A 16,234-nucleotide genomic window follows, 5' to 3' on the forward strand; every position below is an offset into this window, starting at 1 on the left:
TTGAACCAACAAGCGGCCGCGGGGCGATGGACTCCGAAGGCGACCACGGCGAGGAGATCACGTTCATGTCGACCCCATCCAACCAGACCTACGCGCTGACGATTGACGGCCAGGCGGTGCGGACCGCCGCGATGATCGACGTGCGCAATCCCGCCACCGGAGAGGTGTTCGCCCAGGCGCCCGCCGCCAGCGCGGGCGATCTGGATCGAGCCGTCGCGGCGGCAAGCCATGCGTTCGAGCAGTGGAGTCGTACTCCCGTTGCGGAACGCAAGGCGCTTCTTGTGAAGGCCGCGCGGATCATCGACGACCACGCCGACGAGCTGGCCGCGCTCTTCACGCGCGAGCAGGGCCGCCCCCTCCCCGGCGCCGCCGCCGAGATCAAGGGCGCGGCCATGTGGCTGAAGGCCGGGACCATGCTGGACATCCCCGTCGAGGTCACCGAGGACACCACCACGCGACGCATCGAGGTGCATCATGTGCCGCTGGGCGTGGTCTGCGCCATCGTGCCGTGGAACTTCCCCGTTCTTCTGGCGATCTGGAAGATCGGTCCCGCCCTGCTGGCCGGCAACACCATCGTGGTGAAGCCGTCGCCGTTCACGCCCCTGACGACCCTGCGGATCGGCGAGCTGCTGGCCGACGTCTTTCCGCCTGGCGTTCTGAATGTCATCTGCGGCGGCGACGAACTTGGCCCCTTGATGACCGCCCACAAGGGTTTCGCCAAGATTTCGTTCACCGGTTCGACCGCGACGGGGCGCCGGGTGATGGAAAGCGCGGCTCACGACCTCAAGCGCATCACCCTTGAGCTGGGCGGCAACGACGCCGCGATCGTGCTGCCCGACGTCGACGTCGACGCCGTGGCCGCGCAGCTGTTCGAAGGCGCCTTCCACAACACCGCCCAGGTCTGCGTGGCGACCAAGCGACTGTTCATCCACGAAGACATCTACGACCGTCTGCGCGACCGCCTGCACCAACTGGCCAAGGATCTCCCGGTCGGTGACGGGACCCAGCAGGGCGTGCGCTACGGTCCGGTGCAGAACGAGCCGCAATACCTTCGGGTCGTGGGCCTGATCGAGGAAGCCCGTCGCGAGGGCCTGACCTTGTTGGAGGGCGGCGCGGTCCCCGAACGCGGCTATTTCGTGCCCCTGACCCTGGTCGACAATCCCCCGGACGATGCGCGCGTGGTCACCGAGGAAGCTTTCGGCCCGGTGCTGCCGCTTTTGAAATTCAGCGACATCGATGACGTGGTGCGCCGCGCCAACGACACCGAATACGGGTTGGCTGGAGCGGTGTGGTCGGCCGATGTCGAGCAGGCTGTCGCCATCGCCCATCGTTTGGACACCGGCACGGTCTGGATCAACCAGAACCTCCAGTCGACGCCGTTCACGCCGCTGGCGGGGGCCAAGCAGTCGGGCTTCGGCCAGGAAAACGGCTTGCCGGGCCTCTTGGAATTCACACGTCCGAAGGCGATCTACATCCCCAAGGCCGGCAAATGAGCGCCGACCTCTCTCCCGAGGACGCCGCCTTCCGCGATGAAGTTCGAGCGTTCCTCGATCAAGCGCTGACGCCCAAGCTGCGGCGCGCGGGAACGCTGATGACCAGCGTCTATTGCGACCACGAGGCCCAGCTGGAGTGGCAAGCCTTGCTCTACAAGCGGGGCTGGGCCGCGCCGTCGTGGCCGGTCGAGTATGGCGGCTGCGGCTGGTCGGCGGTCCAACGCTACATCTTCGCCCGCGAGCGGCTGCTGGCCGGAGCCCCGACCTCGCCCCTGGGCATCAACATGGTCGGCCCGGCGATCATGGCGTTCGGCGATCCGGCCCAGAAGGTGTTCTTCCTGCCCCGGATGCTCAGCGGCGAGCACCTGTGGTGCCAGGGCTATTCCGAACCCCAGGCCGGCTCGGACCTCGCCGCCCTGGCCATGAAGGCCGAGCGCGACGGCGATCATCTGGTGTGCACGGGAACCAAGATCTGGACCACCCACGCCAATGTCGCCAACTGGATGTTCTGCCTGGTGCGCACCGACGCCAGCGGCCGCAAGCAGCAGGGCATCACCTTCCTGCTGATCGACATGACGAGCCCCGGCGTCACCGTTCGCCCGATCGTCATGTCCTCGGGCGAGGCGGTCCAGAACCAGGTGTTCTTCGATGAGGTCCGCGTGCCCATCGAGAACGTTGTCGGCGGGCTTGGCCAGGGCTGGACGGTAGCGAAATATCTCCTGGAGTACGAACGCGGCGGCAGCGCCTACGCCCCCGAACTGCAGGTCAAGCTGGCCGCTCTGCGCCGCGACGCCGCCGAGGTGCTGGCGGCCAATCCGCTGCTGGCCGCCCGCGTGGCCGAGACCGAGGTCGAGGTCGAGGTGCTGGACGCCCTGGAGGCCGAGATCCTGTCGGCGCTTTCCGCGGACAAGGCTATCGGCACGGACGCCTCGATGATGAAGATCCTGGGCACCGAGCTGCAGCAGCGGGTCACCGAGCTGGCGCTGGAGGCGGCCGGCCCCCTGGCCCGCGCCTGGCAGCCTGGCGTCGCCGTTCCGGGCGGGCCCGTGATCGGCCATCCCATGCCCCAGGATGACCACGCCAGCGGCGAAGTCTGGCAAGCGATCGCGCCGCTACGCTACCTGAACGAACGCGCCGGCACCATCTACGCCGGCGCCAACGAGATCCAGCGCGGAATCCTGGCCAAGGCGGAGCTAGGTCTGTGACAAAAGGAGGCGCGGCGGCTCAGGCCGCCGCGCCAGTCACCGAGAACCTCAGCAAGTGATAATCGGCGCCGCCCAACTGCCCCTCGATCACCGTCAGGCGCTTGAAGCAGCGGCCGATCGGCAACTCTTCCGTCATGCCCATGCCGCCATGCAGTTGGACCGCGTTCTGGCCGACGAAGCGGCCGCCGCGGCAGATCGTGACCTTGGCGGCGCTGACCATCCGAGCGCGCGCGGACGGATGCCCGTCGATCGCGGCGACCGCCCGGCGAGCGATGGCCGAGGCCCGGCGCGCGTGGATATTCATGTCGACGAGGCGGTGCTGCACCACCTGGAATTGGCCCAGCGCCTGACCGAACTGGCGACGCTGCTTGGCGTATTCGACCGTGTCCCTCACCAGCCGGCGCATCAGGCCGGCGGCCTCGACGCAGAGAGCGGCGACGGCCTCGTCGCGGACGAGATCGAGGTCGACGGCCATCGGCGTCGAGACCTCCACGTCGGAGAAGGTGATGTCGGCGGCCATGCGCCCGTCGATCGTCGCCACAGGCCGCGGGGATAGACCCGCCGCGCTCGAATCCGCGAGAAACACGCCCGCGTCGGTGGCGACGAGCAACGTCCGCGCCGCCGGGGCGTCGACCACGACCTTGGCCTCGCCGCGCAAGCGCCAGACGTCGCCATTCCGAACGGCGGATATCGTATCGGCGCGCTCCAGACCGGCGACGGCCACCACCGCGCCGCGTTGCGCGATCTCGGCCAGCAAGGCGTCCTGCCTCGCCGTCCGCGCCATGATGCCCGCGGCGATGATCGCGGTCTCCAGAAATGGTGTCGGCAGACACAGCTCGCCCAACGCCTCCAGGACAGGCTCCGCATCGGCGAAGGCCAAGCCCAGACCGCCCCGCGCCTCCGGCGCCCGGAGCCCAAGCACGCCGGCCGCCAGCAATTCGCGCCAAGCTTCCGCCGGATCCGCTTTCGACAACCGCCCCAGCAGGGCGTTCTTCAGTTGAACGTGGTCGAAGCTCATGCCGCCGCCTTCGCATCGGCCAGGATCAGGTCGGCGGCGCGCCAGGCCATCGCCATGGTCGGACCGTTGGTGTTGCCGGCCGGAATGGCGGGCATGATCGAGGTGTCCATCACCCGCAGACCCGCGACCCCGCGCACGCGCAGGCGCGGATCGACCACCGACGCCTCGTCCGCCCCCATTCGGCAGCTGCCCACCGCGTGATAGCCGCAAGTGCCGAACTGGTCGTAGGCGGCCAGGATCTCGGCGTCGGTCTGGTAGGCCGCCCCGGGCATGGTCTCCTCGGCGATCAGGTCGGCCAGCGGCGCTTGGGCGGCGTAGTCGCGCATCACCCGGATAGCGCCCACCATCGCAAGTCGGTCCTGTTCCGTGGCGCGGTAGTTCGGCGAGAACCGCGCGGCGGCGTCCGGATCCGTGGTCTCGATATGAATGCTCCCGCGCGAGGTCGGACGCAGCGGATAGACCACCGCGTTCATGCCCGGGAACGGCTCCAGCGCCGTGCGCTGCTTGGCGAAGTCGAAGCTGTAGGGCGCGATCAGCATTTGGGCGTCGGGACGGTTCAACCCCGGCCGCGTCTTGAACCATCCCCCCAACTCGTAGGCCGCGGACGACATGGGACCATCGCCGGTCAGGTAGTAGCGCGCCGTGGCCCGCAGCAGCCGCCAACCGGAGAACTCGCGATTCTGCGAGACCTGCTGTCTCAGCTTCCACTGCATGATCACGCCGCGATGCTCGATCAGACCCTCGCCAACCTCGGGATTGTCGTGGACGACCGGTATGCCCAGCCGGGTCAGACGTTGGGCGTCGCCAACGCCGGAGCGCTCCAGGATGCCGGGGCTGGCCATGGCGCCGCCGCAGATGATCACTTCGCGCCGAGCCCGGATGATCTGGATCGCGCCGTCGCGCAACGCCTCGACGCCGATAGCGCGCTTGTCCTCAAACAGCACGCGCGCGACCGTGCATTCGGTGAAGATCGTCAGATTGACCCGCTTCTCGGCCGACCGCAGGAAGGCCGTCGCGGCGCTCTGACGTTTGCCCTTGTGAATGGTGCGTGGCGCATACCCGATCGACACAGCGTCATCGGGAGCGTTGATGTCGCTCTTGAACGTCCAGCCCAGCGCCTGGCCCGCCGCGATCTGCGCCGCCGACAGGCGATCCCTCAGCGTGGGCATCGAGACCTTCAGCGGCCCGTTCGCCCCGCGCGTCTCGTTACCACCGAGCTCATGGCTCTCGAGCGCGCGGTAGGCCTCCTGAATGTGCTCCCAGCTCCAGTCCTGGCTGGAAACGTCGGCGATCGCGTCGAAGTCGGCGGGCTGGCCGCGCACATACATCATGCCGTTGACCGAGGTGGAGCCCCCTAGCACCCGGCCGCGCACCCAGACTTCAGACTGCCCCGCCGTCGAGGCTTCGGGCTTGCTGGCGTAGGCCCACAGATGCTTGGGGTCGGCCATGACCTTCGCCAGACCCTTGGGCATTGTGATGAAAGGATGGTTGTCGCGCGGTCCCGCCTCGATCAGCGCCACGCGCACCGAGGGGTCCTGGCTCAGTCGATAGGCTAGCACGCAGCCGGCCGCCCCGGCCCCGGCGATCACATAGTCGTAGTCGGCCATGGCCGGATCTCCCGATGGGGTGTCAGTCTTCCGGCGCGATCGCGACTTCCAGGCCGTCCATGCTGGCTTCGAACCGAAGCTGGCAGGACAGACGCGAGCGATCGAGGCGGTGTTCGGAGCTGTCGAGCAGATCGTTCTCGTCGCCGGCCACGGGCGTGAGGCGGTCGAGGTCCTCATCGCGAACATAAACGTGGCACGTCGCGCACGAGCAGCAGCCGCCGCATAGGGCCACCAGTTCGTCGATTCCCGCTCGGCGGATGATTTCCATGACGCTGAGACCGACCTCGGCCTCGATCTGGCGCCGGGTCGAGTCGCGGGTGATGACGGTCAAGCTGGGCAAGAGGAACTTTCAATCTTTGGAGGAAGGGAACGAGCGGGCGTGGGGAGACGCCCGCTCGTGATCGTCAGAACTTCAGCGACAGTTCGAGAATGATCTCGCGCGGGTTCTCGACGAAGGCGGACATGTCGGCCAAGACGCCGGTGTTCGTGCCGGTGCCCGTACCGCCGGCGAACGGAATGTCGTTGGCCGAGGTCACCACCAGCGCGTTGGTCAGGTTCTTGCCGATCAGGGCCAGGGTCCAGCGGTCGTCCGGGCCGCTGACGCTGACGGACGCGTCGACCTTGGTGAAGGCCGACTGCCACCCGTCGGGCCGCAGCGTGTCGGTGAAGTTGTACCGGCTGGTGCGGCTGACGTCGCCGGATAGGCGCAGCGTCATCCGTTCGTTCAGCTCCCGCTCGTAGCTGCCGCCAACGCGGCCCGCGAACTTGGGAGCCTTGGGCGGCGTGCGGCCGTCATAGTTCTGGGCCGTATAGGCGCCGCCCACCATCTGCTGGTTACAGCCTTGGGCGATCGTCTGACCGCTGTAGCATTGACCGACATAGTCCTCGTACTTGACATCGTCGTAGGCGGCCGCCGCGCGGAGGCTCAGCCCCGGGACCGCGGAGACGCGCCAGTTGACATCGCCCTCGACGCCCCGCGTGCGCAGGCGGCCGGCGTTGGCCGCGATCAGCGACACGGACTGCGGATCGAAGGTTTGCACCTGCAGGTTCTTGTAGAGGTAGTCGAACGCCGTGATGTTCACTTGCACGTCATGATGGAAACGGATCGTCCGCAGACCGATTTCCTCGCCCTCGGCGGTCTCGCTGCCGAAGCGGCCGGCGGCGACGCTCGCGGCGGGGGTCAAGGCCTGGGAAATGTTGAATCCGCCCGACTTGAAGCCCTGCTTGTAGGCCGCGTAGATCGTGGTGTCGGTTTCGGGCTTGTAGCGCAGGCTGACCTGCGGCGAGAGGTTGTCGTCCTTGAACTTATCCGCGAGACGGATGTTACCCGGGAACACGGCCGCGAAGGCGGCGTTGGCGGGCAGCGAATACTGGTAGGAATCCCGCGCCTCGTGCGACCAGCGCGCGCCGGCCGACAGCTCGATCTTGCTGGCTAGGTTCAGGGTGCCTTCGCCAAAGACCGAGAACGACTTGCTGTTGAAGCCGTTGTTCCGCTTGAAGGTCGTGTATGTCCCGGTGTTCGGATCCAAGGGCACGGGGAAGATGTAGGCGTCGGTGTTGAAGTCGAAATCGCCCTTTGCGTAGAAGGCGCCGAACAACACATTGAAAGGCCCCTCGAACTTCGACTGCACGCGCACCTCTTCGGCGAACTGTTCGAAGTCCGCCAATTGCGAGAACGAGGCCGGATAGGCTTCCCCCGACACGTTGTTCAGGTCGGTCTGCTTGAAGTGATAGTAGGAGGTAATCGACGTGATGCCGAACTTCCCAAGCGTCAGGTTGCTGGTCAGCGCCGCGAACTGGGAAGCGAAGTCGGCGTACATCTTGCCGTCGCGAGCGTAGCGATAGTTCGCGGCGGCGACCTGGGCCGGCAGGGTCGAGCTGTCGGCCACGCCGTTGATGGCGCAGTCGGCGTTCGGGCTGGGCGGAACGCCGTTGGCCGCGAACGGGGTCGTGCGACCGCCGCCACAGATGCGCTCCAAGGTGTCGGTTGGCCCGCCGTCCTTGAGACTGGTCAGACCCGCCTTGAATTGGAAGGTCAGGTTTTCGGACGCGTCCCAGTCGACCGTACCGCGCACGCTATAGACTTCCTGACCGCCGCGCTTGTCGCTGTTGCGGTGGCGCTGCATTCCCAGCGGGTCGAGATAGGTCTGGGCCGCGCTGTTGGTGAAGGCGCCATCCGACTTCGAATAGCGACCGGCCAGGCGCGCGCGCAGCGTGTCGGTGAGCGGACCGGAGACGTAGCCTTCGACATAGCGGTCCTTGGCCTTGAAACCGTAGCCGGCCTTGATCCCCGCCTCGGGCGTTTTCGTCGCGTCGTTGGAAACGATGCTGATCAGACCGCCCGTCGTGTTCTTGCCGTAGAACAGAGCCTGCGGCCCTTTCAGCACCTCGACGCGTTGAACGTCGTACTGCGGAAGACTCAGTTCGCGACCGCGGCTCATCGGCAGGCCGTCCATCACGAACGACACCGACTGGTCGAAGCCGGCGCTCAGCGCGGTCGACCCCACGCCACGCAGAAAGATGCTGGCCGACGAGCCCGAAGCCGCCTTGCCGGCGATCAAGCTGGGCACCATGGTCGCGAGGTCGGAAACCTTGGTGACCGAATAGGTCGCCAACGCCTTACCGCCCAAGGCCGAGATGGCCACCGGCGCGTCGATCAGGCGTTCGTCGCGACGGCGCGCGGTGACGATGATCTCGCCGACCTCCGTTACGGTCGGCGCCGGTTGCGACGCGGCGACCGCGTCTGGCGCGGGCCCTTCCTTGGCCATGGCCTGAGCCGCTAACGCCCATTCGGCGCCGAATGCGATCGTGGCGCAGGCGGCCATGAGGCCCGCGCGATAGCCCTTCCCCGTCATTTCCGGAGCTCCCTCTCCCATGGCCCACTACCGGGACCTAAACCTAATCCTAATAGCCGTAGGTTAGAGGTCAACAGGATTTGGCGATTTTTACTTCATCGATTGATTAAAATCATTGCGTGCGCCTATCTCCGAGGAAGCGCCTCTTCGCCACACGGCCCGCTTGAGCCGGGATCACGCGAATGCAAAAATGAGACTCTTCAATGATTGGAACGGTTTTTTGGCTCGTCCCTCCTCTCCCCTGATTTCTCGCGGCGGCGCCGCGGAGGCGGCTCTGGCCGTTATCGACGAGGTGGGCCTATCCAGCTTCAGCTTGGCGCGGGTCGCGGCCAAGATGGGCGTGCAAGCGCCGTCGCTGTATCACCATTTCGCCGACAAGGCGGCGCTTCTCGAGGAAGTCGCCCGCCTGCTGCTGCTGAACCTGCCCGGCCTCGAGAAGACCGAACTGCCCTACGAGGAGCGGATCATCACCTTGTGCGTTTCGGCGCGCCGGTCGTTGCTCGGACATCCGAACGCGGCGCTTCTGATGCTGCAGTTCTTTCCCCGCAACCTGTTGCTGGCCGCCTATGACGAGGCCGCCGGCAGCGACCCCTACCCGCCCGAGTTCCACATGGCGGTCATCGAGGGAACCGAGAAGCTGACGTTCGGCTCCGCCCTGTTCGCCGCCGCCGCCGAGGCCAGGGGCATCGCGCCGATGCCAGAGGCCGACGCCGAAAAGCTGCCACGCCTGGCCAAGGCTCTCGAAGTCAATCCGTTCCGAGACGAGGAAGCGCTGTTCGTCGAAACCCTGCGGATCTTCTTCACCGGCGTGGCCGAGCGCTATCGGCGCGGCTCGCTCGGCCAGCCGGTCAGCGACAGCCAGCAACTGGACCGCGCCAAGACGCCTGACGCGGCGCTGGCTTCCTAGACGCCTGAAAGTCTAGGACCTAAGAGGCCGGCCAGCGCAGCGGTAGCGACTCCAGCGCCATCACCGTGCCCATTCGGAACGCATGCCGCTGGCCCGGCGTGGCCTCGAACGCGGGAATCCGCTTCAGCCACTCCTCGGTCAGGATACGCAGCTCGGCTCGGCCCAGCACATGGCCGACGCACAGGTGCGGCCCCGAAGAGAAGGTCAGGTGCGCCGCGCGCTTGCGATCCAGATCGAAGGCGTTGGGCGCCTCGAACTTGCGCGGGTCGCGGCTGCCCACGCAGAGGACGTTCAGGACCATCTCTCCTTCGCGCAGGCGGGCCTCGCCGATGTCACGATCCTTGACCACCAAGCGCGGGGTGTTGACCACACCGTAGAGTCGAACGGCCTCGTCGGCGAAGGCCGGGATCAGCGACGGGTCGGCGGCCAGACGGGCCTGTACGTCCGGCATCTGGGCCAACTGCTGGTAGGCGAAGCCAGTGACGTTGGTCACGGTGTCCATGCCGCCCAGGAACAGCACGAAGCTCATGGCAAGGATCTCGTCCTCGCTCATGGTCCGCCCGTCGATGTCGACCGTGATGAAATGGCTCATCAGCTTGTCGTCGGGATTAGCGCGTTTCTCGTCGATCAGGGCCTTGAGGATTCCCAGGATCTGCGCGCTGAGACGCCCCAGTTCGGCGGCGTCGTTCTGGACCTCGAAAAAGCCCTCCGCCAGATGACGAAACTCCTGGAGCCGCGACAGGTCCATGCCCATCAGCTCCATGAACACCGTCACCGGAAAGATCTTCGAGACCTCGACCTGAAAGTCGCAGGCGCCCTTGTCGACGACGCGGCCGACGATCTCGGCGGCCCATTCGCGGATGCGAGGCTCGAGGGTCTTGATCGCGACCGGGCCGAACATCGGAATCATCGCCCGCCGATAGGGCAGATTTTCCGGCGGATCCAGGCTCAGTGGAATGAAGAACGGCGGGTTCTCAACGCGCGGAATTTGCATCTCGCGCACCGAGAAGTGCTCGGGATCGGTGACGACGGCGGTGATGGCGTCGAAACCCTTCGCGATCCAATGGCCGCCGTTGCGGTTGGTCCAGAAGATGTCCGGAGCCTCGGCCAAGGTCCTGGCATAGTCCCCCTGGACATCCTCGCCGATCCTAGCGTCGCCATAGATGTCGAAGTCGAACACCAGATGATCGGGGACGTGGGCCGGCGACTTGGCCGTCAGGTTGGCGGGCGCGTTCATGAAGGCCTCCTTAGCGGACGCGGGCAAGGGTCTGATGCGCGCCGGCATAGGCTTCGCGCACGGCGGGCTTGGAGAGCTTTCCAGTGGCCAGGCGCGGCAACGGTTCGGCCGAATAGGCGACGTACCGGGGCACCTTGTAGTTGGAGAGATTGTCGTTGCAGTGGGCGATCAGCGCCTCGACATCCACCTCGACCGGGCCGTGATAGACGACCATCGGAGTCTCGCCGAACTTGGGGTCCGGAGCGGCGATGGCCAGGGCCTCGACCACGCCCGGGAATTCGCAGACCACGCGCTCCACCTCGGCCGCCGATATGTTCAGGCCGCCTGAGATGATCAGGTCCTTCAGGCGATCGACGAAGGTCAGCAGTCCGCGCTCGTCCAACACCCCAATATCACCGGAATAGAGCCAGCCGTCCCGGATCGCCTGGGCCGTGGCCTCGGGATTGCGCCAGTATTCCTTCATCATGCCGGGCGAGCGCATCAAGATCTCGCCCGTCTCGCCCGGCGCACAGTCGCTTCCATCCGGACGCACCACCCGCAGCTCGATGAAGAGGCCGCCCCAACCGCACTTGTCCGGCTCATCCAGCGCCAGGTGCGCCGGCATGATGGTGGCGTTGCCCCCCACCTCGGTCTGGCCGTAGATCTGACGCAGGATCACGCCCTTGGATTTGTACCGCTCCAGCAGGGCTCGACTGACCCGCGCGCCCCCGACGGTGGCCAGTCGAAGCGACGACAGATCCGCCGCGTCGAACTCAGGCAAGGCCGAGATCGCCTCGAAGAAAACCGGCACCGCCGCGAAGCAGGTGATCTTCTTTTCCTGGATCAACTTCAGGGTCTCGGCGGGCTCGAACCGCGGGACCATGAACAGGGTGCAGCCCTGGGTGAGGTAGTGCATCAGCTGCACGAAGCCGGCCGAGGTGTTGAGCGGGGCCAGGCTGATGATCCGCGAACCGGCCGCCGTCGAGGTCTCCTCCAGCGCCCAGTTGGCGGCGTAGGCCGTCATTGAGCGGTTGGTGAACACCACGCCCTTGGGCTTGGCGGTCGAGCCCGAGGTGGCGATGATGACCACGCGGGCCTCGGGATCGAGGTCACGATCGACGACCGCCGGCTCGCCCTCGCGCAACGCCTCGATCTCGGCGAACGATCGCGCGCGGGCGTTCGTCACGTTCATCTTTTCGGCGAATTCGGGCGTCGCGAAGGCGAAGCGCGGCTCGGTGTCCTCGCAGAGCTCGGCGATCTCGCGCGCCGTGTAGCGGAAGTTGACAGGGCTCACGACGCCACCGGCCCTGATGACGCCCATGATCAGCGCGCAGTAGGCCAAGCTGTTGAGCGAACAGACCGCGACCCGGTCGCCAGGCGCCAGGCCGTCGGCGATCAGCATGGCCGCCACCCGATCGGACCACGCCTTGTAATCGGCATAGGTCAGGGTATCGCCATCCAGAACGACGGCCGGCTGGTCGGGCCGCATTCGAGCCCACCAAGCGATCGCGTCCGGCAAGGTCTGCGCCATGAAATTCCTCCCTGGCCGGTCTTCGCCGGCCTCGCGGTCAAAGCAGCGCTTCAAGCGCCTCGTAGTAGCGAACGATGTTGCTCTCGAGCCCGCAGTAGACGGTCTCCCTCGGCACGCCGGCCTCCAGTCCAACCTGGCTGATCTCCGCGGCGCGGAAGTCCTCGCCTCCAAAGACGTTCAGGATCAGCTCGTAGGACCGCGCAAACACCTCGCGGGCCTTGTCCGTGGTCGGCGCGCCGGGTGTGAGCATGAAGTACTCGACCGTCGTGCGCCCGGCCGCGCGCGGCATCAGGATCATCACGCTGGTATAATACTGACTGGTCACGACCACGCAGTTCGGGAACGCCGTATAGGCGTGGGTCACGAGCTTATGGATGTTCTGGGCCGGATCCTCGTCCAGCATCGCCGGAACATAGCCGATACGCCCGGAGACTTGGCGAATATTGACGCCGAACATGTCGACGATGTTGGGCGCGTCCTGGAAGAGGTCGCCGATCGAGGCCGCATGCAGGCGCTGCACATGATAGCCCTCCAGGAAGGGCTCCAGGATCACCTTCCAGTTGGCCTTCAGCTCGAAGGTCTTGCGGCCATAGACATGGGCGTCGGGAATGCCCAGGGAGGCGAAGTCGGCGGCGATCTGGTCGCTCAACTGCGACCAGTCCGGGTTCGGATTTCCGTCTAGCTGGACATAGATGACCCCGCCCCATTCGCGGGCCGGCAGCTCGACCAGGCCGCGCTTGTCCTTGTCCAGGTTCAGGAAGGCCTCATTGCGAGCCACCCCGATAAGCTTGCCGTCTATGCCGTAGGTCCAGGCATGGTACGGGCAGGTCACCCGCCCTCGCTTGTGGACCTCGCAGTCCTCCAGCAGCTTAGAGCCCTTGTGCTGGCAAGCGTTGACGAAGGCCTTGACCTCGCCCGACTTGGCGCGGGCGATCATCAGCGGTACGCCATAGCCGTCATGAGCCGTGACCATGCCCGGTTCTGGCAGAAGCGCCGACAGGGTCACCGGGACCGGGAAGCGGCGAAAGATTCGGGCCTGCTCGGCGTCGAAGCGCGCCTGGCCCGTGAAGATCGCGTTGGGCCGCGTGGCCTCCAGCGGCTCGACCACCGCATCGACCTCGGCGGGGATCTTCCGGATGGCGGCCTGCTGGTTGGCGTTGAGCGCGGCGAGGGTCGTGACCTTGCGATGTTCGGGTTTCCGTTCCGCGACGACGTCCATGATCGCCTCCCTCTTTCGGTGCCAGAACCGTAGCACGGAAAAATCTAATGACAATAGTTTTAGGCCGATAAGGCGCTCATCTCCTTGAGTGAAACGGCGGCGTCGGCCAGATCTTCGGGCGCGATGCGGGCGCCGTCGACAACGAGCTTGCGCCCCTGGACGTAGTCCTTGACGGCATTGACGCAGTCCAGCGCCACGACCCGTCGCTCGCGCAGATAGATAACCGAGAACGACCGGCTGGCGGGGTCGCCGCGCAGCACGGCCCGGTCATGGCCGATCGACAGGCCGACGGTCTGGAGCTTGAGGTCGTACTGGTCGGACCAGAACCACGGGACGGCGTCATATGGCGCGCCCTCCCCGGCCCGGATGACGGTCGCCGCGACGGCGGCCTGGTCGTTGGCGTTCTGCACCGACTCCAGCCGGATCTGCGCGCCGTTGGCATAACGATTGGCGTGCAGGGCGCAGTCGCCGATGGCGAAGACGCCGGGCAGACTTGTTCGGCACCAGGCGTCGACCGCCACGCCATTCCCGCCCTCGGCCCCCGCCGCGAGCAGCGGCCCGACCGCGGGTTCGATGCCGATGCCGACGACAACCATCTGTCCCGGTATCCACGCGCCGTCCGCCAGCCGGACGCCGTTGACGCCGCCCTCGGCGCCTTCCAGACGCTCGACCTTCGCCCCTAGCCGCAGATCGACGCCATGCGCGCGGTGTTCAGCCTCGTAGAAGCGCGAAAGCGCCTCGCCCGCCACCCGCGCCAGCACGCGATCCAGCGCCTCCAGCAGCACGACGCGCTTGCCGAGCTTGGTTAGAACCGCGGCGGCCTCCAAGCCGATATATCCGCCGCCGATGACCACAACCTGGTCCACGGCGGGCAGTTCGGCGATCATCCGGTCGACGTCGGCGCGATTGCGCACGGCGTGGACGCCTCGGAGATCGTGGCCAACACAGGTCAGTCGGCGAGGCTCGCCGCCGGCCGCCCAGATCAACCGACCGTAACCCAAGGTCTCGCCATCCGCGAGGGTGACGGCGCGCGCCTCGGGGTCAACCGCGACGACGACGCGCCCCAGCCATAAAGCGATCTCGCGTTCGCTCCAAAAACTCTCCGCACGGAGCAACAGGCGCTCGAAGGTCTTCTCGCCGGCCAGATAGCCCTTAGACAGTGGCGGCCGCTCATAAGGCGCTTCGGGCTCGGCGGAGATCAAAGCGATCGAGCCCGCGTAGCCGCCCTGACGCAGGGCGATAGCCGTCTGGCCGCCCGCGTGGCCGCCCCCGACGATCACGACGTCATATCGCCGCATCAGCGCGCCTCGGTCGAGAAGACCGCCGAACTGACGGTCGGGGCGCCAGGGCCGCCGGCCAGCAGGCAGTGCCGCGCGCCGGCGACTGGATTGGCCGAGGTTCCGCGTAGCTGCTCCACCGCCTCGACCGCTATGCCGATCCCATGGATGAAGCCTTGGGCCAGGTTGCCGCCCGCCGTGTTGACCGGCAGCTTGCCGCTCGGCGCGATCAAGTTCTCGTAGCGCACCACCTCGCCGACACTCTCGTAGGTGCAGAAGCCGTGGTCGATCAGCGAGGCCACGCCCTGGGCGCTGAAGTTCTCGTAGAGCTGCACGACGTCGATGTCGGCCGGCGTCAGGCCCGTCTGCGTCCACAACCGCCGCGCCACCGACTCGAACCCGGCCGAGGCATAGTGGGCGTCGTTTTGCAGCAGATCCCCCCAGCCGCGCCCCGCGCCCTGGGCCACACCCTTCAGATACACCGGTTTTTGCTTGAGATCCCGCGCCCGCTCGGCGGATGTCAGAATCAGGGCTCCGGCCCCGTCGTTCTCGCGACTGCAGTCGAACAGATGGAACGGCTCGCAGATCATCCGCGACGACCGGTAGACATCAAGGTCCAGGTCCTTGCCGTAGCTGACCGCTTTCGGATTACGCGCGCCGTGGTGATAGGAGGCCCGCACGAGGTCCTCCAGGCATCGGCGCGGCACCTTGTGGTGTTCAAGAAGCCGCTGGGCCCGCATGGCGCACTCGATGGCCGGGGCGACATTGCCGGCGGCCATGATGTGATCGTTCAGGTGGTGGGCCATAACCGCTCCGGAGAGCCGGCCGCTGTCGCCCTGCACCAGGGCGCGGAACACCACGACCGTCTTGGCCTGGCCGCTGATGATCGCCGCCGCCGCGAGGCCGAAGGCCGCCGCGACCCCGCCGCCGCCGCCGCCGAACACTTGGGCCGACCAGCAGAGATCCTCGATCCCCAGGTCCGGGGCCATGCGGATCGGCTCGTTCTTGTCGTCGCCGTATGAGACAAAACCGTCGATCTCGGACGGATCGAGGCCGGCGTCGGCGCAGGCGTCGACGATGGCGCCGACCAGGACGCCCTGCTCAGGCAGCGGCGCGCCGCCGCGCTTGTACTGATGGACGCCCAGGCCGACGACGGCCGTGCTGACGGGGAACGCGCTCATGCCGTCACCGCCCAGCGCAGGCCCGGGATCACCCGGCCGTAGACCTCGGCCTCGGCCACATGGCCGACGACCGGGGCGCCGATGATCGGTTCACCCTCGCCATCCAGAACGCCCATCAGGCGGATGTCGCCGGCCTCCGGCAGCGTCACCGACAGGGTGACGAACGGCGAACCAAAGGCCTCCGTCCCCTCGAACGGGTGCCAGGTGCGGGTCCAAGAATAGATGACGCCGCGCATCTCGACTGGTCGCCAGTCGAAACTCCAGCTCCCGCAATCGCCGCAGCGGAACGGCGCGGGCCAACGCCACCGCCCACAGGCCGCGCAACGCGGCAGCTCCAGCCGGCCTCGCGACAAGGCCTCCCAGTAACGGCCGTCCTGACCCAGTCCCTTCACTGCGATCTCCCTGGCGACGCCATTCGCGGCGTTCTTAGTCGATCACTTAAAGCCGTTAGGTTTCGGGATCAAATGGTTTCCTAATGTCGTTAGATTTTTGGGTACACTGCGCCACGCGAGCGAGCATGTCATCGTCCTGCGCGTCAAGATCAGGTGAAGGTGGATTTGGAAGCGCCGGCTGCCTGGACGAACGGCTTCGATCCCTGGCGGCTTCGAGTCGCGTGAAGACTGCGGCGCTCGCAATTCCTTCTCGCGTACCGGAGTGGCGCGCAGATGAAACCGATTGGGCATTATCGCGCGACGCTTACTATAACGCCTTCGATCGGCGCCGCG

13 protein-coding genes are annotated in these 16,234 nt (G+C 66.6%); 3 read left to right on the forward strand and 10 right to left on the reverse strand.

The annotated features are described in order from the left end of the window. Positions 1-65 precede the first annotated feature (65 nt). Positions 66-1,493: an aldehyde dehydrogenase family protein gene (locus tag FCU40_RS00365; protein WP_168072121.1), complete on the forward strand. Its 1,428-nt coding sequence runs from the start codon at positions 66-68 to the stop codon at positions 1,491-1,493. Beyond that, complete coding sequence (locus FCU40_RS00370) at positions 1,490-2,698, forward strand: acyl-CoA dehydrogenase family protein (RefSeq protein WP_168072123.1); 1,209 nt, start codon at positions 1,490-1,492, stop codon at positions 2,696-2,698. Before FCU40_RS00365 ends, FCU40_RS00370 begins: the two co-directional genes overlap by 4 nt. 19 nt (positions 2,699-2,717) lie before the next feature. On the opposite strand, the gene FCU40_RS00375 is transcribed toward FCU40_RS00370, so the two are convergent. From FCU40_RS00375 to FCU40_RS00390, 4 genes are all read right to left on the reverse strand, one after another. After that, positions 2,718-3,716, reverse strand: a complete 999-nt coding sequence (locus FCU40_RS00375) for an acyl-CoA dehydrogenase (protein ID WP_168072125.1) — start codon at positions 3,714-3,716, stop codon at positions 2,718-2,720. Next, a complete protein-coding gene (locus tag FCU40_RS00380; RefSeq protein ID WP_168072127.1) occupies positions 3,713-5,323 on the reverse strand; it encodes a GMC family oxidoreductase N-terminal domain-containing protein in 1,611 nt (536 codons plus the stop codon). The genes FCU40_RS00375 and FCU40_RS00380 overlap by 4 nt, the downstream gene beginning before the upstream one ends. Before the next feature lie 22 nt (positions 5,324-5,345). Further along, entirely contained in the window at positions 5,346-5,663 is a 318-nt protein-coding gene (locus FCU40_RS00385; protein WP_168072129.1) for a 2Fe-2S iron-sulfur cluster-binding protein, read from the reverse strand. A gap of 64 nt (positions 5,664-5,727) precedes the next feature. Continuing rightward, positions 5,728-8,178: a TonB-dependent receptor gene (locus tag FCU40_RS00390; RefSeq protein WP_168072131.1), complete on the reverse strand. Its 2,451-nt coding sequence runs from the start codon at positions 8,176-8,178 to the stop codon at positions 5,728-5,730. Positions 8,179-8,398: 220 nt separating this feature from the next. On the opposite strand from FCU40_RS00390, the gene FCU40_RS00395 reads away from it, so the two are divergent. After that, positions 8,399-9,085 (forward strand): helix-turn-helix domain-containing protein, encoded by a 687-nt coding sequence (locus FCU40_RS00395; protein ID WP_054508488.1) that lies wholly within the window; start codon positions 8,399-8,401, stop codon positions 9,083-9,085. 19 nt (positions 9,086-9,104) lie between these two features. On the opposite strand, the gene FCU40_RS00400 is transcribed toward FCU40_RS00395, so the two are convergent. Genes FCU40_RS00400 through FCU40_RS00425 form a run of 6 tightly spaced genes read right to left on the reverse strand, consistent with a single transcriptional unit; the run spans position 9,105 to position 15,901 of the window. Continuing rightward, positions 9,105-10,322, reverse strand: a complete 1,218-nt coding sequence (locus FCU40_RS00400) for a cytochrome P450 (protein ID WP_168072133.1) — start codon at positions 10,320-10,322, stop codon at positions 9,105-9,107. A gap of 10 nt (positions 10,323-10,332) precedes the next feature. Next, the gene (locus tag FCU40_RS00405) at positions 10,333-11,832 is read right to left on the reverse strand and encodes an AMP-binding protein (RefSeq protein WP_168072135.1); all 1,500 of its coding nucleotides are present in this window, start codon (positions 11,830-11,832) and stop codon (positions 10,333-10,335) included. A gap of 37 nt (positions 11,833-11,869) precedes the next feature. Continuing rightward, complete coding sequence (locus FCU40_RS00410; protein WP_168072137.1) at positions 11,870-13,051, reverse strand: aromatic ring-hydroxylating dioxygenase subunit alpha; 1,182 nt, start codon at positions 13,049-13,051, stop codon at positions 11,870-11,872. A 59-nt stretch (positions 13,052-13,110) separates the two neighbouring features. Beyond that, entirely contained in the window at positions 13,111-14,349 is a 1,239-nt protein-coding gene (locus FCU40_RS00415) for an FAD-dependent oxidoreductase (RefSeq protein ID WP_175582043.1), read from the reverse strand. Continuing rightward, positions 14,349-15,509 (reverse strand): transporter, encoded by a 1,161-nt coding sequence (locus FCU40_RS00420; protein WP_168072139.1) that lies wholly within the window; start codon positions 15,507-15,509, stop codon positions 14,349-14,351. Before FCU40_RS00420 ends, FCU40_RS00415 begins: the two co-directional genes overlap by 1 nt. Further along, positions 15,506-15,901 carry a zinc ribbon domain-containing protein gene (locus tag FCU40_RS00425; RefSeq protein WP_081612851.1) on the reverse strand — a complete coding sequence of 132 codons (396 nt, stop codon included), beginning with the start codon at positions 15,899-15,901 and terminating at the stop codon, positions 15,506-15,508. Before FCU40_RS00425 ends, FCU40_RS00420 begins: the two co-directional genes overlap by 4 nt. Positions 15,902-16,234 lie beyond the last annotated feature (333 nt).

Source organism: Caulobacter sp. SSI4214 (assembly GCF_012184455.1).
Classification (GTDB): Bacteria; Pseudomonadota; Alphaproteobacteria; order Caulobacterales; family Caulobacteraceae; genus Caulobacter; species Caulobacter vibrioides_E.

What these genes read in the sequence shown, in the direction of transcription:
- FCU40_RS00365 (WP_168072121.1), top strand. Translation starts at nt 66, where the DNA reads ATGTCGACCCCATCCAACCAGACCTACGCGCTGACGATTGACGGCCAG.
- FCU40_RS00370 (WP_168072123.1), top strand. Translation starts at nt 1,490, where the DNA reads ATGAGCGCCGACCTCTCTCCCGAGGACGCCGCCTTCCGCGATGAAGTT.
- FCU40_RS00375 (WP_168072125.1), bottom strand. Translation starts at nt 3,716, where the DNA reads ATGAGCTTCGACCACGTTCAACTGAAGAACGCCCTGCTGGGGCGGTTG.
- FCU40_RS00380 (WP_168072127.1), bottom strand. Translation starts at nt 5,323, where the DNA reads ATGGCCGACTACGACTATGTGATCGCCGGGGCCGGGGCGGCCGGCTGC.
- FCU40_RS00390 (WP_168072131.1), bottom strand. Translation starts at nt 8,178, where the DNA reads ATGACGGGGAAGGGCTATCGCGCGGGCCTCATGGCCGCCTGCGCCACG.
- FCU40_RS00400 (WP_168072133.1), bottom strand. Translation starts at nt 10,322, where the DNA reads ATGAACGCGCCCGCCAACCTGACGGCCAAGTCGCCGGCCCACGTCCCC.
- FCU40_RS00405 (WP_168072135.1), bottom strand. Translation starts at nt 11,832, where the DNA reads ATGGCGCAGACCTTGCCGGACGCGATCGCTTGGTGGGCTCGAATGCGG.
- FCU40_RS00410 (WP_168072137.1), bottom strand. Translation starts at nt 13,051, where the DNA reads ATGGACGTCGTCGCGGAACGGAAACCCGAACATCGCAAGGTCACGACC.
- FCU40_RS00415 (WP_175582043.1), bottom strand. Translation starts at nt 14,349, where the DNA reads ATGCGGCGATATGACGTCGTGATCGTCGGGGGCGGCCACGCGGGCGGC.
- FCU40_RS00420 (WP_168072139.1), bottom strand. Translation starts at nt 15,509, where the DNA reads ATGAGCGCGTTCCCCGTCAGCACGGCCGTCGTCGGCCTGGGCGTCCAT.